The following is a 23,480-nucleotide window of genomic DNA, read 5'->3' on the forward strand; positions in this document are numbered from 1 at the left end:
CCCCACATCTCTGCAAGGCTTAATTTTACTTGTGGTCCCACTTGTTCTACGTTATAATATAGTAAGAAAGAGTAATGTGGAGTAATACGGAGTAATCGAGTAATATTTTGAGTGCCGAAATAGTAATATGGAGTAGTATAGATGTATAAAGGTTTGAGCATCGATCAAAATATTGACTTTCTAGTAATTCATCCGACATTCCTTTTGATATGCCCTTGGTGACATCGAGGTCTCTTTTTTAAAAGCAAGATAAAAAGCTGACGACGTATTAAATCCTACGTCGTAAGCTAAAATTTCAATCTTTTCGTTAGCATAATCAATATGAGATAGTTTTGCTTTTATGTCTTGTATTCTAAAGCTATTAATAACCTCAGGGAAATTTTTTCTATATATTGATTTTATGGCTTTTGAAACCAAATAACTAGGTGTGTTAATAGCTTCAGAAAATTGTGCTAATGTTATAGCTGGCTGTATATAAATTTTATCTTTTTCGATTGCCTTAACAATATTGTCCAATAAACCCTTTGGAAACTGAACAGGCGTCACCTTTCGGGTTAAAACAGGAGATTTTATGGCTATAAAAAACAGTATATAAATAGTTAAGGACATTAAAGCGATACTCACAGTGTAAAATTGTGCAGTTCCAATAATTATTTGAAGCAAAAACAAAGAGAATAACCCAAACATTGCATAGTATAAAGCATTGTGCCATTTCGTTAATAATGACGAAACATTCCTGTTATAAATAAATTTATATCCCACAACAGCTAGGTACATACCTAAGCCAATAGTCGCCATAAAATAAATATCTCGAGCTTTCCGATTGGGTAATATCATAATTATAAAACCAACAATTGGAAAGATGAGGTGCAATAAGTATTTAGGACTTAAAGTCTTTGTGTTTACAATTGAATGCTTAAAATAGAGCAAGATTAAAGGCCCCATAACCGCTATTCCCAATAGACCTAGAGCAATTACTAAATATGAAATGTCTAGTAAAATATCTGAAAAAATTGACTTTGATATTCTAATTGCTATAGCTAAAAATAAAAACCCTAAACTAAAGTCTCTAATCTTATGTTCCTTCCTAACGATTAAAAAATAGGTCGTCATAAATAAGCAACTCACAACTGCAATACTTGAGAAAATCGTTAAAGCAATATCCATCGGTTTAAACTTTGTACAAAGATATTTATTATCACTAGCAGTTATCTGTTAAAATGTTCTTAAATCTATTTCCACATTCCTGTAATATGGAGATTATCTTGATGTTGAAACTTTAGTTTTGAACAATAAACCTAAAAAGATAATAGAAAAACAGCCTAAGAAACTATGACTAAAAAGAAGTATAAATTCCATGTTATGAATAGAAGGGTTCATATGTACGCAGGTCTTATCATGATTCCATACCTTTTTGTTTTTGGTCTTTCGGCCCTTTTATTTAATCATCCTACATGGCTCATTAATCGGAATTCAGAAACATTTACTTTAAACGAAGAACATAGTTTTAATAATATGTTTCCAAATCTGGACATATTAGCAAATTCGGTGAAGGACTCTTTGGTTGATAAAGGGGAGCTGTTTAAAGGAAAAATAACTGATGTTGACTATGACAACCTTATGATTTTAAGAAACATCAATGACCTTGAAGACTATCGCGTTAAAGTTGATATTCCTTCATCTCGAATAGAAATTATGAGTCTTCCAGATTTTGTTGATAATACAACGGTGTCAAGAGGTCATATAAAGCTAGATAGCTTAGTTTCGACATATGATTTATTCGAAAACATGGAAAATATTCTGAGGGAAAAGCAATTAATTCCTGGTAAATCGAGAGTTCAACGTATTCCCAATTTGACATTCAATGTAAGCCATAATGATAAAGATTATAAGGTCGAGTACAATTTAACAAATGGTAATTATCGGGTAAGAAATCTGAATAATCGAGAATTTAAAATGAATTATTTCCTTGTAAACCTTCATCAGGTACATGGATATCCAACTAATGGATTCTCTGTCAAGTGGATGTGGGTATTTTTTGCAGATTGTTTAGCATTCTTACTGATAGTTTGGGCTATTTCCGGCCTTATCATGTGGTATAAAATGAAACGTTATTTTGTAATTGGCACTTTGGTATTATGTATTACAATTATAATTTCACTTTACTTATTATTTTCTCAGTACGAATTAGGATTTTAGAAATTAATTAAAAACAATAAACACAAACAGATGAAACACATTATTTTATTTACACTATGCCTGTTGAGCCTTAATGTAAGGGCACAGGAGAATTTTGATTTTTCAAAAAAACAAATCCCTGTATGGGAACTTGCAAAAGAAAACACTATTGCTGTTGCTAGAGCAATGCCAGAAAATAATTATAAGTATACACCTGTAGAAGGTGTAAAGAGTTTTGGTCAACAGATGACTCACATTAGCAATAGCTTGCTATCTATGCATACACGGTTTATTCTAAAAGAAAGCTATATTGGTAAAGAGAAAAGGGCTTCAGGAATGACAAAAACTCAGATTATTAATGATTTAGAAAAAAGCTTTAATACCGTTTTAGAATCATTAAAATCTTTAAAAGATTCAGACTTACAATCCATAGGGAAATCTGGAGGTGTTTTTTCATTAACAAAATGGCAGTCCCTTTTGTTTATGGGAGATCATATTACAAACCATAGAGCAAAAGCTGTGCTTTATTTGCGCTTAAATAATATAAAACCTCCACAATATGGTTATAACTAATCCAGCTTAAAATGCTGAATAAATGCACGAAATAAGACGTAAGCAAAAGCCCTTCTAAAAAGAAGGGCTTTAAGTGTGGTCCCACTTGGAATACTATATATTATAGTAATGTATAGTGTTGTGGAGTAATACGGAGTTTTCAATATACTATAGCTATCTCAAAATAGTGATATGGAGTAGTATGGATGCATAAAGGTTTGAGCATTGATTTATCCATCTTTTATTGCTTTCAAATATTAATTACCCAACGAGTTATTATCCAAATCAATTAAAAATTCAACTAAATTTTGCTCGCGTTTGAGTTTGAGTTTTTTTCTGAGTCTATATCTAGCGAGTTCAACTCCTCTTGTAGTTATATTTAAAAGTTTTGATATTTCTTTAGAACTCATGTTCATTCTTAAGAAAGCTGCTAGTTTTATTTCTCTAGGTGAAAGATGAATATTATTTCTTGATAATTTCTCTAAATAATTGCCATGCACTTGATCAAAATGATAAGCAAATTGATCCCAAGAATCATTGTCGGATAATTCTTGATCAATAGTTTTAATTAGTCGTCTTAGTTCTTGTTTAGAGCCACCTTCATCTAATGTTGAGCCAATTTTATCTTGAACATTTTGTATAAATTCCTTGTTCTTTAGTAATTGCATAGTAATAGATGTCAATTGTCCATTTTTAAGATCGAGTTCTGTTTGTAACTTTTCGGTATGTAATTGGTCTATTTCTTCATCTTTAATCTTAAGTTCTTTTTCCTTCTCCTCGGTAATAACTGATTTTTCTGTTTTATACTTTTTACGTTGAATTACTGGTATTAAAATAAAGGTGAGTAAACCAATACCAAAGTATCCCAACTTAGCTGTTTGAGTAGCGTACCATGGTGTTAAAACTTCAAATGAAAAAGTGGATATTTCACTTTCTAAACCATATAAATTAAGTGCTTTAACCTCAAAAGTATATTGACCATATGGTAAGTGTTCGTAACCTTTTTCGCTCATTGGAGACCATTTAGACCAGTTATCATCTAATGGTGTCAATCTATAGCTATACTCTAGGTCTTCAAAGCCATCAAAATATGGGGAAGTATATTCTATTTTGATGGTTTGGTTTGTGTTTATTTCTAAGGCCTTTGTAAATGATGGATTAATGGTTGAAGTTGAATCCTTACTTTTAGTAACTTCAATAGACCTGATCAGTACGGAAAAATCTTTATTTATATGATGCTTTTTTAAAGGATTGTAATGGATAAAACCTTCTTTAGCACCAATTAGAATATTCTTCTCATTAATAATAGAAATACTTTGAAGGTCATCATTTATAAATTTATTAATATGCTTGAATACTGAGGTTTCTTTTTGAAATTTACCATAACTCTCCTCTTTAAGAACACCGAGCTCTAGATTTTGAATATAGTAAATAGAATTATCTTCAGCAGTTACTAATTTACTTACATGGTCTTTGCCAAGCATCTCATTAAAAAAGGTGTTAGAAGAAAATTTTAAAGTGTTAGGGTCGAAATCATAAATCCCTTGTTCAGATGTAAAGATTAATTTTCCTTTCAGTTTGTATGAGCTTATTAAAATGTTAGACGGAAACCCGCTATGTTTACCAAAATGTTGAATCTCATTTTTAAGTTGCATGTTCCTATCTAACTCTAATTTATATGCGCCTTTATAACCGTGAGTCATCCAAAGCGTAGAGTCATTTTCAAATTCTAATATTCTTGAAGATTCTGTTAGGTTAGGGATTTCTCCTATTCTATTCCATTTACCATTTAGTTTCTTAAAATATCTAATGCCTTGATAGTCTCCACCCATTATGAGATTTGGATCACTTGTTCTAATAAATTTCCAACTTCCAATATCATGAAATTTGTCTAAACTATTACCATTAATTTTAAAAGCACCTTGGTGGTGATTTAAAATAAGTTCATTATCAATTTGCGAAAAATTATAAACCTGACCTTCACTACCGGAAACAAACTGGTATTTAATAGAGTTTTTAGGCTCCTCTTTATGGTTTTGTGTAAAAACACCATTACTTGTGCCTAAATAAATCGTTTCTTTAAAGTTATGAGAGGCATACCCTGTACCTTCAACACCTACTTCTTCATTTATAAAAGAAAAAGGTAAACTCATTTTTAAGTAATCAATCCCATTATTTAATGCAATCCATAAATTATTATAGTTGTCTTCATAAACCGAATTTACTGTTCTGTCAGATAAACCATTATTTTTCGTTAAGTGTTGCTTTATAGTATAGTTAGAATTAAGAATAAACAAGCCATTATTTTGAGTGCCTATAGCACAACCCCCGTTGTTAAGCTTTATAACTGAATTAATAGATCCAAATTCCTTTGAATAATCTTTAAAAGGCACATTCGATTTACCATACTTGTAGATAATTCCTATTCTGCTGAAATAAAAATCATCATCATCTTTTTCTAATATACCAACTAGTTCTGGTAATAAATTTGTCCCTGAGATTGGTTGAAACTCGTCATTAACAAACTCAAATAAACCTTCTTCATGAAATTGAACAATTAGCTTATTTTTATATTTAAACGAAGCATGCAAAACACCTGGTGTTTCCAATTCTTTTATTTCAGAACCATTAAAAACTAAGAGTTTACTTTCTGTATTAAAAAATATACTCTCATCAACTTCAATAATTTTCCAGATTTCTGATATCGACCTAGAACTAGCCTCGAGATTATCAACTAATGAGGTAAACTCAAAGCCATTTGTAGTGTTATTAAAATAGCCTATTTGATTTTGACCACCAATAAAAACCCTGTTTTTACTATCTACTTTAACTACTCGAATTTTTGTTGCCAAAGGAACCCTGTATTTATTCCATTTGTTTCCATCAAATTCTAAAAGACCTTCATTATTTGCAGCATACAAAATGCCATTCTCATCCTGATCAAAACTCCAGTTTTGAATACTTCCCTTATAATCCTCTGAATCAAAATGTGATTTCAGGGGTATTCTATTCAAGTTAATAAAATCATTTGCTTGTGAAAAAATTTCACTGGTAAACAAAAGCATTAAAATCAAATTCAGTATTCGAAAATACATATCGTGAGTTTTATTAATTAATCTAATGTATTAATAAAATTAACTAATGCTTGTAAAATCGATGTGAAATTGATTTTATGAGAGGTTTTGATGAGTTTTATTTTAATTACTGATGAGTTTTTGATGTAGTGTGTTTTAACTTTTAGGACACCATAAAGTCTACATTTGAAGAGATGTTTTGATTTCATAGTAGTGTTGCACACCAAATAACCTTCTTTAGGTTACAACACTTAATCAAATTCAAAATTAATTCTAAATAGCATGTTCAACAACAATTATTTTGATGCATTTATATACACAATTAACTAAAACTATTATTATGAAAAAAATTACTTTACTATTTATTTTGGTTTTGACTACCTCTTTTGGTTTTGCTCAATTTACAGATGGAACTTTTGATGATCCGTCGGCTTGGACGGTTATCCAACAAAATGGAAATAATAATGCAACTGCAGTTATTGCTAGTGGCGTAGCTACATTTGATGTTATTGATGGTACTGCTTCTTGGGGAGCCGAAGGCCATGTTGCCATTTACAAAGCATTTACTGTTCCATCAACGGGATGGTATGAGTTTGACGCATATGTTACAACAAATGGAGTAAATGAACACTGGTTTGAAGTACATGTTGGTACTGCAGCTCCTGTAGATGGGGTGGAGTATAATGCTACAAAAATATTAACTCTTCACTCTTGGGACTGTGGAGCTACAACAAATACATATTCTGGTTCTATGATTGCTACAGGTTGCCAAGGTTTAGATGGGAAAATTCAGCTAGATGCTGGCACTACCTATTACTATCTTGTTAGAACAGGTGGAATAACTTGGGGTACTGGAGGAGTAACATTGGACAATATAACTATGGTTGCTGACGTAGCGCAACCAGTTGCGAGCTTTACAGAAACAACATCTGTATCAGATCTAGATGCTACTTTTACTAACACATCTACAGATGCAACAAGCTATTCTTGGGATTTTGGAGATGGTTCAACTTCTACCGATGAAAATCCGGCTACCCATACGTATGCTTATAAAGGTCAGTATTTTGTTTCTTTAACAGCTACAAGTGCTGCAGGTTCTAATGAAACTACTCAAGAAATTTTTGTTGGTGCAGTTACTACACCAGTTTCTGATTTTAGTTTTGATTTTAGTTTACCGACTCCACTCAGAAATGAGAGTCTTCTTGATTATGTTGAAACTGGTGGCGTTGCTACAGCTTCAGGTGTAAATGACGATTGGTGGTCTCAAGTAAAATATATTAATGATGCAGGAATAGATTTATCTTCAGCAGATAGAGGTTTTTCAATTAATGTAAATGGACCAAGAACATCAACACTTACAATAAAAGTTGAAAGTGGTGGAACGGAGCATGTTGTAACTGCTGACTATACTACACCAAATGCATGGCAAACACTTACGTTTGATTTTTCAAGCTTTAGCTCTACTGATAATACTAAAATAGCATTGTTTTTTGATATTCAAACTAATTTTGATGGTGGAGTTGACCCCGCTCAAAATGTTTTTCAAATAGATGATTTTATATTTGGCGAATTTACTGCACTAAGTGTTAATGATTTTCAAATTGAAGGCCTAAAAATATATCCAAATCCAACAAATAATTCTTGGAGTATTTCTACTAAAAATGTAGTTATCAATACAATAGAAGTATTTGATATACTTGGTAAAAGAGTGATTGCTTTAAACCCTAACACAGCAACAACAATTATCGATGCTACAAACTTAACTTCTGGAATTTATATAACAAAAATTAGTACCGAATTAGGAACAGAAACTAAAAAATTGATTAAACAATAGCAATTGCAATATCTCAAATCAACTAATTAGAAGGCTAGGGATTTATAAAGGCTCAAATGAATGGAAATATTTAACCATCTAAGCTAAACCAAATATATATGAAGACAATATTTTTAAATTGTTCAAAAAACCTTAAGAAAAAGAACCTGTTTACTCTAGCACTTTTATTTTGCATGAGTATAGGTTTGGCTCAAATTTCGGTTTCAGGAAATGTAACTGATGATGCAACAAAACTGCCTATACCAGGAGTAAATGTAATTATTAAAGGGACAGCTAGAGGTGTGGCAACCGATTTTGATGGTAATTTTTCTATTGAGGCTGCAAGAGGTGATATCCTTGTGATATCATATTTAGGCTATGTAACTAAGGAAATAGAGATAAAAGATGTAACAAATTTGATAATCACCTTAATTGAAGATACTAATACTTTAGATGAAGTTGTAGTAGTTGGATATGGTACTAAATCAAAAAGAAAGTTAATTTCTGCAGTCTCAATTGTCGATGAGAAAACATTAAAGAAATTACCTGTTGCTTCTGTAAGTAATGGGTTAGAAGGATTGGCTTCAGGTTTATTTGTAAGGCAAACCTCGGGTGAACCCGGTTTTAGTAATTCTTCCTTTGAAGTAAGAAATTTTGGTAATGCCTTGGTGATTGTTGATGGTGCTCCTGGAGATATAAATCAGTTAGATGCTAATGAAATCGAAAGTATTTCGGTATTAAAAGATGCAGCAGCAGCAGCTGTTTATGGAGTGCAAGGTGGTAATGGCGTCGTTTTAATTACTACAAAAAAAGGAAAAATAGGAAAGCCTAAACTAACGTATAGCAATCAATTCACTTATACGTCACTCACCTCATACCCCGGTTTTTTGACTTCTGCACAATATGGTGAAGTTTTAAATGAAGGTTTAAGGAATTCGAATCAAGCACCTTTTTACACAGAAGAAGAAATTGAGTTATTTGGATCAGGTGCAGATCCTATTAATTATCCAAATACAGATTGGAAAAATTTAGTTATAAAAGATTGGGGCTTTCAGCAACGTCATAATTTAAACCTTACAGGCGGTACAGAAAAGATAAATTATTTTGTGTCAGCTGGTTATTTAGATCAAGGCTCTAATTATAATGCAGACGTGCTTTCTTATCAACAGTACAATTTGCGATCTAACATTAATGCCAAGATTACTGATAATTTACAATTAACATTTAACCTTGGTGCTCGTAGAAAGTTAAATGAGGCACCAGCTTATTCAGCCTTTGATATTTTTAGAGAATTAAGTAGAGCGCTTCCAACAGATTTAGCTTATTATCCGGATGGAACACCTGCAAAACCTAGCGTGAGTCCAAATCATATAGTAGAAGGAATAAAAGATTTTAATGCTGGGTATTTTCGTAGAAGAAATAACAATTTCGATGCTAAAATATCTCTAAAATGGGATATTAATCAAGTAGAAGGCCTTAGTTTAAAAACATATGCCTCTCTTATTTATGATACTTCATTTCAAAAAGACTGGGGGAAAACTTACAACCTTTATACTCTAAATAGTCAAACAGGGGATTATGATGTATTCCGAGCAACTCCACCAGGAGCATTTAGTGAAACAGTTCTAGAAGAGGGGACAAGCTATAGCAATCAATATGTGTTGCAGGAGTCTATTAATTACGAGCGTACTTTTGGGGATCATAGTATTTCAGCATTAGCATTAATGGAAGTACAAAAAGCGCAAGGGGAAAATTTTAGTGGTAGACGTCAAGATTTCCAATCTACTTTAATCGATCAACTTTTTGCAGGATCTCTTGAGAATCAAGGAGCTGATGGTGGTGAATATCGCGAAAATCGATTGGGTTTTGTTGGTAGATTTAGTTGGGATTATCAGTCAAAATATTTTATAGAATCTACCTTAAGGTATGATGGTTCATCACGTTTTGCTCCAGGCAAAGAATGGGGATTGTTCCCGTCGATTTCATTAGGTTGGAGATTATCTGATGAAACGTTTTTTGAACCTTTAAAAAAGACTATTTCTGACTTCAAATTAAGAGCTTCAGTAGGTACGGCTGGTTTTGATGGCACTGCCGCTTACCAATGGTTAAGTGGTTTTAACTACAATCACTTCTTTTCAATCAATGATACAGCCATTCCGACAATTGATAATACCGCTCTAGCAAACGCAGATCTTACATGGGAAACTAATACCACTTATGATGTAGGTTTCGATGCTTCTTTATTTAATAGAGAGCTCACAGTATCATTCGATTATTTCTTTAGAAAGAGAGAAGACGTTATCGCTAGAGCCACTTCAAGTGTACCAAGTACATTAGGTGTAGCAGTGGCAGATCAAAATCTATTCGAATTTTCAAACGAAGGTTTTGAATTCTCATTAAATTATCAAAAACAATTGACTGATAATTTAAAAATAAATGCCTTATTAAATTTTTCAAAATCAAGAGAAAAAGCTGTGTTCATTGATGAAACACTTCAAGAGGACCCATTCATGGCCGAAAACTTAACCGTCACTGGTGGGTTTACAAATCTTAGAAGAGGTTATATTTCTGCAGGCCTGTTTCAAAGCCAAGACGAGATTGACCAATGGGCAGTACAAGACGGTAATGGAAATTCTACAATACAACCCGGTGATGTTAGGTATCGAGACCTAAACGAAGATGGTGTTATAGATGTAAGAGATCAAAAAGTGTTTGGAGACGGCGATAAACCTGCTGTAAATTACTCTTTAAATCTAGGAGTTGAATACAAAAATTTTGCTTTATCTGTATTACTAACTGGTGCTGCTGGTTATGATATTTACTTAGATGGTGAAGCTCAAAGTCCTCTTAGAAATGGCTTTAATGGTTACGATTACCAACTAGATTATTGGACGCCTCAAAATACTAATGCAGCTTTTCCTAGAATTGCAGATGGTGGGTTTAACGATAACAATTACAGGCACTCTGATTTTTGGCTAAGGAAAGGAAATCACTTAAGATTTAAGAATATTAACCTAAGTTATACTCTACCAAAATTTAAAACAAACCTAGGTTTTGATGAGATGACGGTCTTTGTAACTGGTTATAATCTATTAGTAATTAAAGATTACGATGAGGATTTTGATCCTCAAAATACATCCTCTGTTGGATGGTATTATCCACAAACAAAATCCATAACATTTGGTGTTAATGTATCACTTTAAAAAAACTACTATGAAAAAAATAAAAATAATATTAACAGTACTCTTATTCTCATTCATTTCTTGTGAAGATGATTTTTTGAATCAACCACCATTGGATCAAATAACTGAAAATGACGTATGGAGTGATAGAGACCTCATGGATACGTACTTATTTAAAATTTATGACAGAATGCCTTGGGATTATTTAGAAAGTTTTTGGGATGTTGGTGGTTCTCAAAGAGATGCTATATCAGATTTAGCGCGTGGCACATATTCATGGACAGGGTTACATAACCAATATAGACCAGGAATTTGGGGAACTGCTAATAATACTTGGCCATTAGATTGGTGGGGTTATGATGTGATTTGGAAAATTAATTATTCAATTGAAAATTTAGAACAAGCTCCAACAAGTGTACTTACTGTTGAAGAACGCAACAACCGACTTGGTGAGATGCATTTTTTAAGAGCCTACTGTTATTTTGCTTTAGCAAAACGCTACGGAGGAGTACCAATTATACTAGTGCCTCAGAATCCAGATACGACACCACAAGACGAGTTATTTCCTTCTAGAAATACTGAAAAAGAAGTGTATGATCAAGTTTTATCTGATGCACAAACAGCGTTTGATTTGTTGCCAGACCGATGGTCTGCTCAAAAAGGACGAGCTCCAAAATGGGCTGCTAAATCTTTAGAATCTAGAGCGGCATTATATGCAGGTAGTATTGCAAAATATGGTTCAGTACAACTAGATGGAGTGGTTGGTATTCCAGCTTCGAATGCAGATTCTTACTTCCAAATGTCTTTAAGTGCTTCACAAGCTGTAATTCTAGAAGGTGGATATTCAATGTTCAATCAATATACAGATCCAACAACTAATTATGCGAATTTATTTCTTGATGAAACGGATGATGAAGCCATATTTACCAAAATTTGGATTCCTTTCGAAAAAGGACATGAGTATGATTTACATAATGTACCCTTTAGCTATAGACTAGACTGGGGAGCAAGTATGTCACCAACAAAACAGCTTGTAGATAGTTATGAAGTATTGAGTACTGGACTTTTGCCAAACGAAAGTGGTTCTGGTTATGATGAAAATAATCCTTGGGAAAACAGAGACCCACGTCTTAAAGGAACCATATTAACAAACAATGATATCTTTCAAGGTTTGCCTGTACAAATATGGTATGGAACTGAAACAGGTGGAAGTATTGATACTGGGAGCGGAACAGGTATTGGCAAAGATGGACTTGGTGTTCATCCTGATGCTACAAAAACTGGTTTTTATGTAAGAAAGTATTTAGAAGATGGAGCTAACCCGCTTTTCGTACCGCAATGGTATTCAGGTCAAGATTGCCTTATTTTCAGATTAGGAGAAATGTATTTAAATGGCGCAGAAGCTGCCATTGAATTAGGAATGGAATCACCCGCAAGAGACTATATTGAAGTAATTCGAACTAGAGCTGGTTTAGTCGCTAATCTTCGATTAGAAACTTACTCAGGTGATGCGTTGAAAGATAGAGTCCGTAATGAAAGAAAACTGGAGCTTGCCTTTGAAGATCATCGTTATTGGGATGTGAGAAGATGGCGAATCGCAACAGAAGCTTTAAGTATTCAGGTTGAAGGTGTGAGAACGCTAAGACATATAGATATGTTTGGGAACGAAACATTTACCTATGAAACTTTTGATGCAGAAGCATTACCTATGAGTTTTTCCGAAAGACACTATTATTTACCAATAGGTCAAGATAGACGAAACAACAATGATAATCTTATAGAAAACCCAGGTTACTAATGCGTAACTCCTAAAAAATAACACATGAAACGAGCATGTTAAAAATATTATTACTCAAGGGAGTGATAAATAGCGAACAGCATGTGACCTTAAAAAACAATAAATATTAACACATGAAAACAATAAAATTTTTAAGTAGGATTTTAATGGTAGGAATTATTTTGATTTCTACTGGCTGTGCAAATGATGATGATTTTACAGTCCCTCCGCCTACCAGTGAGGATGCGGTATTTACTTTTATTTTAGACCCAGAAAATCCCAATAGAGTTATTTTCTCTGCAACACCAAGCAATGAGAATTGGTACACACATTGGGACTTTGGTGATAACTCTTCTGCTGAAGGTTATGAAGCTACTAAGGTATATCTTAGTGCAGGAGATTATAATGTAAGATTTAAAATTTTTACAGAAGGAGGAGAAGCTGAGTTTATCCAAACTATAGTAATTAACCAAGATTTTGAAGGACCAAATATTTTGTTGAATGGAGAATTTAATGGTGGTGATGAGTGGACTATTTTGCCAATTTCAGATGGTGTTGATGTAAACTTTACAGGTGATACAGCCGTTTGGACTGGCGGAAGCTTTGGACAAGAAGGAATTTATCAACCAGTGCATGTTGTAGCAAATGTGCCTTATCAAATTGATATGGAAGTATCAGGAAGCGGACTAACAGATTCTTGGTATGAAGTATATATTGGAGCGGAAACTCCAGTGCCAGGTCAAGATTATGCTGATGGTGGCATTCGTTTGGGGCTGAATACTTGGGATGGCTGTGGCAATGAACCTTTCGAGGGCTCGCTTACTGAAATTAGCTGTGTTGGCGAAGGTGGAGGATTGGTTGAATTCAATACTACAGGCACTGTATATTTTGTTATTAGAGGTGGTGGTGGTGATTATGGTACAGGTCTTTCTTTAGATAATGTTTCTTTGACACCATTGCTACCTGGTATTGAATATATGGCTCCTTTATTTCTTCCTATTCCTAACTTTACATTTGAAGTAACAGATCTTACGGTAACATTTACAAATACATCAACTGATGCAACCTCTTATGCATGGGATTTTGGAGATGGAGTTGGTACTTCTACAGAAGAAAATCCAACATATACATATGCTGAGGAAGGTATTTATCCTGTCAAACTTACCGCTACAAATAGTGATGGCTCTTCAGAACTTATAAGAAATGTAACATTTGCCCCTAACCTTATTGCAAATGGAGGTTTTGATGATAATTCGGCTTGGTCAATTATACAACATAATGGGTCTGGAAATGGAGTAGTTACTATATCTAGTGGAGTAGCTGTATTTGATGAAATTACTGATATACCATCTGGTTCTTGGGGTAATGAAGGACATGCCGGAATTAACCAAGCAGTAATAATTGATGAGGCTGGAGATTATCTTTTAGACATGAATATAACTACTAATGGTATTAATGAACTATGGTTTGAAGTATGGGTTGGAACTGGAGCACCAGTTGAAGGGGCTGATTATAATGAAAGTAACGGTGCCACAAGAGTATTAAATGTAAACTCTTGGGATTGTGGTAATACAGTAACATATTCAGGGTCCATGGCTGCAACAGGTTGTACTGGTGTTGATGGTACTATTACTTTAGATGCTGATACCTATTACGTTGTTATAAGAAGCGGTGGTTTCACATTTGGTGATGGCGGTGTCATAATTGATAATGTTACAATGATAAAAACGAATTAATAATATCCATTTGGATAGATGGTTAAGTGTTTTGATTTCAATTTTTGTTTTAGTTAGTCCTTATGAAGTTTTACTGGTCAATTTAGGCCAGTAGAGCTCTGTAAATTTCAAGTAATCAATTCAAAACAAACCTTAACGGCATTTTACCTTTTTTTAAAAATAAACTATGAAAAATTATATACTCCTTTTAGGATTTTTGATTATGACCTCTTTAGGTTGGAGTCAAGGTCTGCACACACAAGGAACACAAATAGTCAATGCAAATGACGAGGAAGTTCTTTTAAGAGGGTATGGTCCTGGTGGATGGCAAATCATGGAGGGTTATATGATGCAAACCTCTGGGTTTGCAGGTACTCAACATGAGATAAAAGAGAGGTTGGTTGATTTAATGGGAGAAACCAATACAGAAACATTTTTCTCCCAATGGAGAGAAAACCACTTTACCCAACGCGATGTAGATTCTTTAGCTGCTTGGGGATTCAATAGTATACGTATCCCTATGCACTATAATCTATTTACGCTTCCGATTCAGGAAGAACCTGTTGCGGGAGAAAACACATGGATAGAAACAGGTTTTGAATTGATAGACGATGTCTTAGCATGGGCAGCACCTCATGACATATATGTGATCTTAGATATGCATGCTACACCTGGTGGACAGGGTACTGCTTCAGCAGAAATTAACGACTATAATCCTTTATATCCATCGTTGTGGGAAAGTCAAGAAAATAGAGATAAGCTTGTAGCCTTATGGACCAGAATAGCAGATCGCTATAAAGATAATGAATGGATTGGTGGTTATGACCTTATCAATGAAACCCATTATGATTTACCAGGTAACACATTATTACGCGAAGTCTTTGAGGATATTACTGCAGGTATACGAAGTGTTGGTGATAATCATATAATATATATCGAAGGTAACTCGTACGCCAATGATCACAGTGGTTTAACACCACCTTGGGATAGTAATATGGTTTACAGTTTTCATAAATATTGGAACACAAATAACGTTAATGATTTAGATTGGATTTTACCATTAAGAGAGCAACAAAACGTTCCGCTTTGGATGGGAGAATCAGGAGAAAATTCTAACACTTGGTATACTGATGCTGTCTCTTTATTTGAAGACAATAACATTGGTTGGGCTTGGTGGGCCGTTCGTAAAATTGGTGGTTTAAATAGCCCTTACGATATTGATCTTAATCCAGGTTATCAAGATATTTTAGATTACTGGCAAGGTAATGGACTGCAACCAACAGCTACAGAGGCTTTTAATAGTATGATGGAACTCGCAGACAATCTGTTGGTAGATAACAGTAGCTTTAGAAAGGACGTGCCTGATGCATTAATAAGACAAGTGCAAACCGATGAAACTATTCCTTATCATGGAACACCATCAGCAATTCCTGGAGTGGTTCATATGTCGGATTTTGATTTAGGGAAAAATAATTTCGCCTATTACGATACTGTAGATGCTACCTATCATTTGTCGGGCGGTGATTTTCAAGCTTGGAACACCGGATGGTCTTACCGAAATGATGGTGTAGATATTGAAAAAAATACAGATAATGTAAATAGCAACGGATTTCATGTAGGTTGGGTTGAGCAAGGCGAGTGGATGAAATATACAATTGAGGTAGATGAAACGGCTGTATACAAAGCAAGTATAAGATTAGCTACAGAACAAACTGGAGGAGAATTCTTCCTTTCTATAGACGATCAAGAAGTAACGACCACACAAGTTGTGAGTGCAACAGGAGGATGGACACAATTTGCCACTTATGAAATTAATGATATTATTCTTCCAGCAGGAGAACACGCTTTAAAATTGCATATTAATAATGGTATTCCTGCAAATTATAGTAGTATCGAATTTGAAAATACAGGAACATTAGATGCATTGGCACTAACCGCTTTAAATGGTAAAACTGGGGAAGATGAAAAATCTTTAGAGGTTACAATTAGTGAAGCTGTTTTGGCATCATCATTAAACGCTACTGCAGATCAATTCACTGTTCTTATTAACGGTGAAGAAAAGACCGTTACATCTGTTACAGCAGACCCATTAAGAGATCGCTTGTTTATTCTTAACCTTGAAGATTTCTTTCTTTTAGGCGATGTAATAACGGTAAGTTATGCAGGAACTGCAATTCAATCAGAGTCTGGAAAAATTTTAAATACATTTACAGATTTAGTGATTAATAATATAGCTCCAGATCGTGTTATAATACCTGCTGTCATTCAAGTCGAAGATTTTGATGTTATGGTAGGCATGGGATTAGAAGATACTATTGATGAAGGTGGTGGTCAAAATTTAGGATTTACAGATGCTGGAGATTATGCCGACTATTCTATTTTCGTGCCTGCAACGGGTCTTTATGGAATTAAATTTAGAGTCGCAGGATTTAGCGAGGGACAGATTGGATTGTATTCTGTTGATAGCAATGATGTTGAAACAGAATTAATTGTTGTTAATACTGTTATTACAAATGGTTGGCAAACATGGGAAACGGTTATAGATAACTTAACTATTGAAGAAGGAGTTCATACTTTAAGAATGAAGGTTCTAGCAGGTGGATTTAATTTTAATTGGATGGAGTTCGATTATCCTGATAGTGATGGAGATGGAGTTTTAGATGATGATGATCTTTGTCCAAATACACCAGAAGGAGCAGTGGTTGATCTAACAGGTTGTGCGGTTTTCAACTTATCACCAGAGAATTATGCGATAGCTGTATTTAGTGAAACATGTCGATCTGCAAATAATGGTAGTATTTCACTATCAGCATTAGAAAACTACAACTATACAATCAACCTTACAGGGGGAAATTATGCAGCAACTGAAATGTTTACTTCAGACATTAGTTTCGAAAATTTATCAGCGGGCACTTATAATCTATGCATTACAATAGATGGACAGCCAAACTACGAGCAATGTTTTACAGTCATAGTGATTGAGCCAGATGAATTGAGTGTTAACTTAAATAGGATTGCCAACTCTTCAAGCCTAAACGTAACTGCAGACGGAGGAGAGGTTTACTATGTCACTTTAAATGGCGAGACATTCATTACGGATGAGAGTGAAATAGAGTTACAACTATCTAATGGTATTAACGAGTTAAGTGTAAGGACAAATAAAGATTGTCAAGGAGTTTATGAGAAAACTATACTTGTAAATACTGAACCTTTAGTATATCCTAATCCAATTCACAATACTTTATTTATTAATACAGGAGACATAAGTATGACTACAGTGCCTGTAGAAATCTATGATTTAGCAGGAAAACTAATATTTTCTAAAACATTCAACGCAACCACGAATACATTGAGGGTTGATTTGTCAAACATAACAAGTGGCTTTTTCATTTTGAGAATAGTCACCACAGAAAAAACATATAATTATAAAATGGTAAAGCAATGAATAGGTTCAAAAAAATAATTCCGATATGCTTATTTTTAATAATCATTGTTGCTTCTTGTAGCAGTGATGAAGGAGAAGGAGAAGTAAATACTGTAGATCCTCCAACAGCAGCAACACTTATATTTCCTGAAAATAATACCGAATGTAATGAAGGTATTGTAATTTCTGATACTGAAACAGATGTGTTATTTCAATGGGAAGAAGCAACTAATGCTAGTTCTTATGAATTGCAGATTACAGATTTAAATGATGGGACTTCAAGAAACATAAGTACACTTTCAAATGAATTTTTGATACGCATTTTAAGAGGTACACCATATTCTTGGTCAGTAAAATCTTTAGCTAGCGGTACTACCGAAACAGCTGAAAGTGCAGTTTGGAAATTCTATAATGCTGGTCTTCCTGAAGAAAGCCATCCGCCATTTCCGGCAGATGCTGTTAGCCCTCAATCTGGTGCGAGTGTCAATGAAGGTGTAGTTAATTTACAGTGGGAGGCGTCAGATGTTGACAATGATATAGCATCTTATACAATATATTTTGATACATCAAATCCACCAACTACAGAGGCAGGAAATACAAGTACTACTAACACAAATGTAACTGTAATGTCTGGACAAGTTTATTATTGGAAAGTCGTAACAACAGATGAGATTGGTAATGCGTCTAACTCGCAAATTTTTCAATTTGGAGTGAACTAGATATAGCTAAGGGTCTATTTAAAGCAAAAATGGCTTAAGCAATTCAACTAAGCAGATAAAATGATAACACTTAAACAACGAGTGATAGAATATCTGGAAGCGCAACGACCCTATTATGGAGATGAAGAAGTTGAAGATAGTTTAGAAGTTTTAGTAACACAAAACGATGACTTGTCAAACATGGGTCTATTAAGCAAAGGATTAATTTTAAGACTCATTGATGACTATGAGTTGTACTCAACTATTGAATCTGCTAGTAATTAAAAATTAAAATATTAAATAATGACAAAAGCATATTATTATAACTTACTAGGCTTATTCCTTATAGGAATGAGCTCACTATCCTGTATATCAAAAGATAAAGAAAATACCAAAGAAATAGCAGAATCTAAAGTTTGGAAAGTAGATTTCATAGATAACTTCGATACTTTCAATCCAGATAATTGGCAAGACCAACGCATTTGGGTAAACAATGAAACACATTGCTATGTGCCTGATAATGAATTTGGAACAAGAGAAGTTAGTGATGGGACATTAAAATTAAAAGTGGTTAATATTGGAGAAAAACGTAGCTGTGATAATTTCGATAAACACGGAAAACAGCATCCAGAAACCCAATATGTGGCTGGTCGTATCGCTTCAAAAAATCGAAAAGAGTTTATTAAAGGTAAATGGACAGCAAGGTTAAAATTAGGAAGTAATGGAGAACCAAGTATGTTTCCAGCTTGGTGGATTCTTGGTGCGCAAAATAACGAACCACCAGTGCAAGAGCCAAATGAAACAATTTGTTGGCCAATGACAGGTTCTGGTGAGATCGATATTTTTGAACATCACGGAGATCACCATAAAAATAGTTTTACCACAGGAGCCATCAAAAACTTAGGCGAGTGTGGTAAAGGAGATTGGTGGACTTTGCGTAAAGCTTTCGATGCTACCTTAAACGACTATCACGAATATTCAGTAGAATGGGAAAAAAGTGATTTAGTCTATCGTGTTGATGGTAAAGAGGTGTATCGTAATGTTGGTGAAGGTGATAAATATCCTGAAGCCATGTTTGCTATTCTTAACTATGCAAAAATTACCGACTCACCAATGGAAGGAGAATGGGTGATGGAAGTAGATTGGGTAAAGCACGAATACCGAAAATAATATATCATTGAACATGACTCGAAAATATTATAAGCTAATAGCGTTTTTAGTTTTAATTGCATCTTGTACAGATGCTAAAATTAAAGACGTAACAACAACCAAAAATGTATCTAATCCACCCATGGAAAGTTACAAAAACAAGTCTCTTCAAGTATATACAACAGCTAAGGATACCGAATTACGTTTAACTAAAACTGGTGAGCAAACTTTTAAAGATAAGGTACAACCTTTAGAGACTGAAATAGCCGTTTTTGTAAATCCGGAAAAAACATTTCAGGAATATTTGGGCATCGGTGGTGCTATAACTGATGCTTCGGCAGAAGTTTTTTCAACCTTAAACCCAGAAAAGCAAAATGAACTGCTACAATCTTATTTTGGTAAAGATGGTATTGGATATAATATTATTAGAACAAGTATTCATAGTAGTGATTTTGGATTGGGTAGTCACACATATATTGAAGAAGGAGATACAGAATTAAAGACATTTTCAATAGAAAAGGATAGAGAAAAGAGATTACCATTTATCAAAAGGGCTATCGATTTAATAGAATATGATTTGGTTTTTTATGCAAGCCCTTGGAGTCCGCCCGCCTTTATGAAAAGTAATAAAAACATGCTACGAGGAGGGAAATTACTTCCTGAATTTCGCCAAACTTGGGCTAACTATTATGTAAAGTTTATTGAGGCTTATGAAGCAGAGGGAATTCCTGTTTGGGGTTTAACAATACAAAACGAACCTATGGCTACACAGCGCTGGGAATCTTGCATATACACAGCGGAAGAAGAACGCGATTTCTTAAAAGACTATTTAGGTCCAACATTAGAAAAAGCAGGTATGGGAGATAAAAATGTTGTGGTGTGGGATCACAACAGAGATTTAATTACAAATAGAGCTAATACTATTTTCGAAGATTCTGAAGCTTCTAAATATGCTTGGGGAATTGGTTTTCATTGGTATGAAACTTGGACAGGCGGATTACCTAAATATGATAATCTTAAGAACATAAACGAATCTTTTCCTTCTAAAAATTTGTTGTTTACTGAAGGATGTCAAGAGGGTTTTGCTACAGAAAGATTACACTTTTGGCCAAATGCAGAACGTTATGGAAACTCTATGATTAACGACTTTAATAGTGGCGTTGTAGGTTGGACAGATTGGAATATTTTATTAGATGAACGCGGTGGTCCAAACCATGTTGAGAACTTTTGTTTCGCACCAATTCATGCAGATACAAAAACAAATGAGTTAATATATACGCCTACCTATTACTATATTGGTCACTTTTCTAAATTTATAAAACCTGGTGCTTTACGCATAAATACATCTACAAGCAGAACTACAATAGAAAGCACATCGTTTAAAAATAAAGACGGTAAAATTGTTACTGTAGTTATGAATCCAACAGATACTAAAATAACCTATAAACTAATAATTGGTAATAGTGAAGCGGTTCTAGAAATTGAACCTCGTGCAATGCAATCTGTAGTTTATTAAAATTTTAGTTTTCAATACATAATTATGAATAAAAAACTTGTCTTTATTGCATTTGTAGTATCCTTAGGTGGATTCCTTTTTGGTTTTGATGCTGGTATTATTTCAGGTGTCATGTCTTTTGCTGGTCCTGAATTTGATTTAAGTGAAATCCAATCTGGTTGGGTGGTAAGTTCGCCTTCGTTTGCGGCTATGTTCGCTATGCTGTTTTCAGGGAGACTAAGTGATACCTATGGAAGAAAAAAAATACTCATTTACGTAGCTTTTCTATATGCCATTTCTGCCTTATTATCTGCCTTAGCAACATCATATGAAATGCTTTATATAGCTAGAATAGTTGGTGGTTTAGCTTTTGGTGCCGCTTTAGTGTTAGCACCTATGTATATTGCAGAAATTTCTTCTGCAGAAAATAGAGGCAAACTAGTCTCTTTACAACAGCTAAATATTGTTTTTGGTTTTTTCGCAGCATTCTTAAGTAATTATTTTTTCAATAAATACAATACCACAGACAGTAGCTTTCTTACAGACGAAAATGTTTGGCGATGGATGTTAGGAGTAGAATTAATACCAGCTATACTCTATTTTATTTTCTTGTTTTTTGTGCCAAAAAGCCCACGTTGGTTGTATTTAAAAGGAAAAATTGAAGAAGCGAAACAAGTGTTAATTCAAATCCACGGAAAAGAAAATGGAGCACTAGAAATTGCTTCTATTGAAGAAAATATTAATGCTAATAAGAAGAACAAATCGAAATTAAAAATTAAAGACTTATTAAAACGATCGCTGCGCTTTATTTTGGTTATAGGCTTAATTGTTGGTGTTCTTCAACAAATTACTGGTATCAACGCTGTTTACTTCTATGCAACATCAATATTTAAACAAACAGGAATTGGTACAGATGCTGCTTTTTCATCAGGTGTTTTATTAAGCTCAATCTCAGTGATTTTTACTTTTGTTGCTATCTATTTAATTGATAGAATGGGCAGAAGGCCTTTATTATTAATTGGTACAGCGGGAATTGCTATTAGTTTATTATTGTGTGCTTATGGCTTTAATCAAGCTACATATCAACTTCCAAAAGAAAAAATATCTCAGTTTGACTTTTCTGATTCTGAAAAACTTTTGCCTTTTGCAGATAAAGTTTATGATAATGATATCGATTTTAAAAACGATATAAAATCCGCTTTAGGAAACCAAATTTATAGTAAAAACGATGGTGCCATTTTAGAGGCGGCAACCAATATAAACGCCAATTTAATATTAATTGGAATTCTAGGGTTTATAGCTTGTTTTGCCTTTTCACTTGGCCCAGTAATGTGGGTTTTATTATCAGAGTTATATCCGTTAAAATATAGAGGTTTAGCTATAGGCGTAATTGCTTTTGTCAACTCACTAATCAGTTCTTTAGTGCAATTAATTTTCCCATGGGAACTATCAAATATTGGAAATGCCTTAACCTTTTTCATATTCGGAGCTATAGCCTTAATTGGTTTCTTTATACTCTTAAAAATATTACCAGAAACTAAAGGGAGATCTTTGGAAGAATTAGAAAAGGAGTTAGTTAGATAAACTTCGGAATAAAAATCAAATTAATTTGAGCATATACTTGAGTTCAGGGTTTTGTATTTCTTTCAATGTCACTGTTTATTAGGGTTATAAAAGGTTTAAGGTGGTCCTGTACAGCCTTTGAGTTTTAACTATATTTCAAAACACTATTTGACTACAAGTCAATGACAGAAGGTGTTTAAAGAAAGTTATTTGAGCATATAGTGTCGCACTCAATAAAAAAACCTCAACAATCTCTACGATTATCAAGGTTTAAAAGTGGTCCCACTTGGGCTCGAACCAAGGACCACCTGATTATGAGTCAGGTGCTCTAACCAACTGAGCTATGGGACCCTATTGTTATAAATAACAATATTCTCTTTAAAAGAGTGTGCAATATTACTACATATTTTAATACTCTACAAGGAATTTGTATCAATATTATTCTTCAATTTCTTGACACAACTCAATGAGAACGCCATTTGTAGCTTTTGGATGCAAAAACGCAATCAGTTTATTATCGGCACCTTTCTTTGGTTTATCGTGTATCATTTTAAAACCTTCGGCCGTTAATCGCTTAATCTCCTTTTCAATATCAGATACAGCAAAAGCTATATGATGAATCCCTTCACCTTTTTTCTCTATGAATTTTGCGATCGGACTCTCTTCATTCGTCGCTTGCAATAACTCTATTTTATTAGGCCCTGCCTTAAAAAACGAGGTCATGACACCTTCGCTCTCCACGGCTTCAGTTTTATAGTGTTTCTTTCCGAAGAGTGATGCAAATAAAGCATTTGACACTTCAATGTCTTTTACAGCAATCCCTATATGTTCTATTTTTTTCATCTTTAGTGTTCCGTGAA

General features: G+C 33.9%; 15 protein-coding genes and 1 tRNA gene. 12 read left to right on the top strand and 4 right to left on the bottom strand.

Going from position 1 to position 23,480, the window contains the following annotated elements; genetic code table 11:
- Positions 1-180: 180 nt before the first annotated feature.
- On the bottom strand, positions 181-1,167 hold the full coding sequence (locus V7719_RS10465) for a helix-turn-helix domain-containing protein (RefSeq protein WP_335729853.1): 987 nt from the start codon (positions 1,165-1,167) through the stop codon (positions 181-183).
- 195 nt (positions 1,168-1,362) lie between these two features.
- Between V7719_RS10465 and V7719_RS10470 the strand changes: the two genes are divergently transcribed.
- Together V7719_RS10470 and V7719_RS10475 are read left to right on the top strand one after the other, a co-directional pair.
- A complete protein-coding gene (locus tag V7719_RS10470; RefSeq protein WP_335729854.1) occupies positions 1,363-2,199 on the top strand; it encodes a hypothetical protein in 837 nt (278 codons plus the stop codon).
- Positions 2,200-2,229: 30 nt separating this feature from the next.
- The gene (locus V7719_RS10475) at positions 2,230-2,751 is read left to right on the top strand and encodes a DinB family protein (protein WP_335729855.1); all 522 of its coding nucleotides are present in this window, start codon (positions 2,230-2,232) and stop codon (positions 2,749-2,751) included.
- A 236-nt stretch (positions 2,752-2,987) separates the two neighbouring features.
- On the opposite strand, the gene V7719_RS10480 is transcribed toward V7719_RS10475, so the two are convergent.
- Positions 2,988-5,825, bottom strand: a complete 2,838-nt coding sequence (locus tag V7719_RS10480; protein ID WP_335729856.1) for a triple tyrosine motif-containing protein — start codon at positions 5,823-5,825, stop codon at positions 2,988-2,990.
- 319 nt (positions 5,826-6,144) lie between these two features.
- Between V7719_RS10480 and V7719_RS10485 the strand changes: the two genes are divergently transcribed.
- The 10 genes from V7719_RS10485 (at position 6,145) to V7719_RS10530 (ending at position 22,641) form a co-directional block, all read left to right on the top strand.
- Entirely contained in the window at positions 6,145-7,638 is a 1,494-nt protein-coding gene (locus tag V7719_RS10485; protein WP_335729857.1) for a T9SS type A sorting domain-containing protein, read from the top strand.
- A 98-nt stretch (positions 7,639-7,736) separates the two neighbouring features.
- On the top strand, positions 7,737-10,820 hold the full coding sequence (locus V7719_RS10490) for a SusC/RagA family TonB-linked outer membrane protein (protein ID WP_335729858.1): 3,084 nt from the start codon (positions 7,737-7,739) through the stop codon (positions 10,818-10,820).
- Positions 10,821-10,830: 10 nt separating this feature from the next.
- The gene (locus tag V7719_RS10495) at positions 10,831-12,597 is read left to right on the top strand and encodes a RagB/SusD family nutrient uptake outer membrane protein (RefSeq protein ID WP_335729859.1); all 1,767 of its coding nucleotides are present in this window, start codon (positions 10,831-10,833) and stop codon (positions 12,595-12,597) included.
- Between the two features lie 113 nt (positions 12,598-12,710).
- The gene (locus tag V7719_RS10500) at positions 12,711-14,312 is read left to right on the top strand and encodes a PKD domain-containing protein (protein ID WP_335729860.1); all 1,602 of its coding nucleotides are present in this window, start codon (positions 12,711-12,713) and stop codon (positions 14,310-14,312) included.
- 166 nt (positions 14,313-14,478) lie between these two features.
- Positions 14,479-17,736, top strand: a complete 3,258-nt coding sequence (locus V7719_RS10505) for a carbohydrate-binding protein (protein ID WP_335729861.1) — start codon at positions 14,479-14,481, stop codon at positions 17,734-17,736.
- Complete coding sequence (locus tag V7719_RS10510; RefSeq protein ID WP_335729862.1) at positions 17,733-18,434, top strand: hypothetical protein; 702 nt, start codon at positions 17,733-17,735, stop codon at positions 18,432-18,434. The genes V7719_RS10505 and V7719_RS10510 overlap by 4 nt, the downstream gene beginning before the upstream one ends.
- A gap of 60 nt (positions 18,435-18,494) precedes the next feature.
- Positions 18,495-18,698, top strand: a complete 204-nt coding sequence (locus tag V7719_RS10515) for a hypothetical protein (RefSeq protein ID WP_335729863.1) — start codon at positions 18,495-18,497, stop codon at positions 18,696-18,698.
- Between the two features lie 18 nt (positions 18,699-18,716).
- A complete protein-coding gene (locus V7719_RS10520) occupies positions 18,717-19,583 on the top strand; it encodes a glycoside hydrolase family 16 protein (RefSeq protein ID WP_335729864.1) in 867 nt (288 codons plus the stop codon).
- A gap of 13 nt (positions 19,584-19,596) precedes the next feature.
- On the top strand, positions 19,597-21,078 hold the full coding sequence (locus V7719_RS10525; RefSeq protein WP_335729865.1) for a glycoside hydrolase family 30 protein: 1,482 nt from the start codon (positions 19,597-19,599) through the stop codon (positions 21,076-21,078).
- Between the two features lie 24 nt (positions 21,079-21,102).
- A complete protein-coding gene (locus tag V7719_RS10530) occupies positions 21,103-22,641 on the top strand; it encodes a sugar porter family MFS transporter (protein ID WP_335729866.1) in 1,539 nt (512 codons plus the stop codon).
- A 256-nt stretch (positions 22,642-22,897) separates the two neighbouring features.
- Here V7719_RS10530 and V7719_RS10535 read toward each other — a convergent pair.
- Positions 22,898-22,971, bottom strand: a tRNA-Ile gene (locus V7719_RS10535).
- Positions 22,972-23,058: 87 nt separating this feature from the next.
- Positions 23,059-23,463 (bottom strand): methylmalonyl-CoA epimerase, encoded by a 405-nt coding sequence (gene mce, locus V7719_RS10540; RefSeq protein WP_335729867.1) that lies wholly within the window; start codon positions 23,461-23,463, stop codon positions 23,059-23,061.
- Between the last annotated feature and the right edge of the window lie 17 nt (positions 23,464-23,480).

Source organism: Psychroserpens sp., from assembly GCF_036960315.1.
Classification (GTDB): Bacteria; Bacteroidota; Bacteroidia; order Flavobacteriales; family Flavobacteriaceae; genus Psychroserpens.

Excerpts from the sequence above, each read along its gene's own strand:
- V7719_RS10465 (WP_335729853.1), bottom strand. The coding sequence starts at position 1,167 with ATGGATATTGCTTTAACGATTTTCTCAAGTATTGCAGTTGTGAGTTGC.
- V7719_RS10470 (WP_335729854.1), top strand. The coding sequence starts at position 1,363 with ATGAATAGAAGGGTTCATATGTACGCAGGTCTTATCATGATTCCATAC.
- V7719_RS10475 (WP_335729855.1), top strand. The coding sequence starts at position 2,230 with ATGAAACACATTATTTTATTTACACTATGCCTGTTGAGCCTTAATGTA.
- V7719_RS10480 (WP_335729856.1), bottom strand. The coding sequence starts at position 5,825 with ATGTATTTTCGAATACTGAATTTGATTTTAATGCTTTTGTTTACCAGT.
- V7719_RS10485 (WP_335729857.1), top strand. The coding sequence starts at position 6,145 with ATGAAAAAAATTACTTTACTATTTATTTTGGTTTTGACTACCTCTTTT.
- V7719_RS10490 (WP_335729858.1), top strand. The coding sequence starts at position 7,737 with ATGAAGACAATATTTTTAAATTGTTCAAAAAACCTTAAGAAAAAGAAC.
- V7719_RS10495 (WP_335729859.1), top strand. The coding sequence starts at position 10,831 with ATGAAAAAAATAAAAATAATATTAACAGTACTCTTATTCTCATTCATT.
- V7719_RS10500 (WP_335729860.1), top strand. The coding sequence starts at position 12,711 with ATGAAAACAATAAAATTTTTAAGTAGGATTTTAATGGTAGGAATTATT.
- V7719_RS10505 (WP_335729861.1), top strand. The coding sequence starts at position 14,479 with ATGAAAAATTATATACTCCTTTTAGGATTTTTGATTATGACCTCTTTA.
- V7719_RS10510 (WP_335729862.1), top strand. The coding sequence starts at position 17,733 with ATGAATAGGTTCAAAAAAATAATTCCGATATGCTTATTTTTAATAATC.
- V7719_RS10515 (WP_335729863.1), top strand. The coding sequence starts at position 18,495 with ATGATAACACTTAAACAACGAGTGATAGAATATCTGGAAGCGCAACGA.
- V7719_RS10520 (WP_335729864.1), top strand. The coding sequence starts at position 18,717 with ATGACAAAAGCATATTATTATAACTTACTAGGCTTATTCCTTATAGGA.
- V7719_RS10525 (WP_335729865.1), top strand. The coding sequence starts at position 19,597 with ATGACTCGAAAATATTATAAGCTAATAGCGTTTTTAGTTTTAATTGCA.
- V7719_RS10530 (WP_335729866.1), top strand. The coding sequence starts at position 21,103 with ATGAATAAAAAACTTGTCTTTATTGCATTTGTAGTATCCTTAGGTGGA.
- mce (WP_335729867.1), bottom strand. The coding sequence starts at position 23,463 with ATGAAAAAAATAGAACATATAGGGATTGCTGTAAAAGACATTGAAGTG.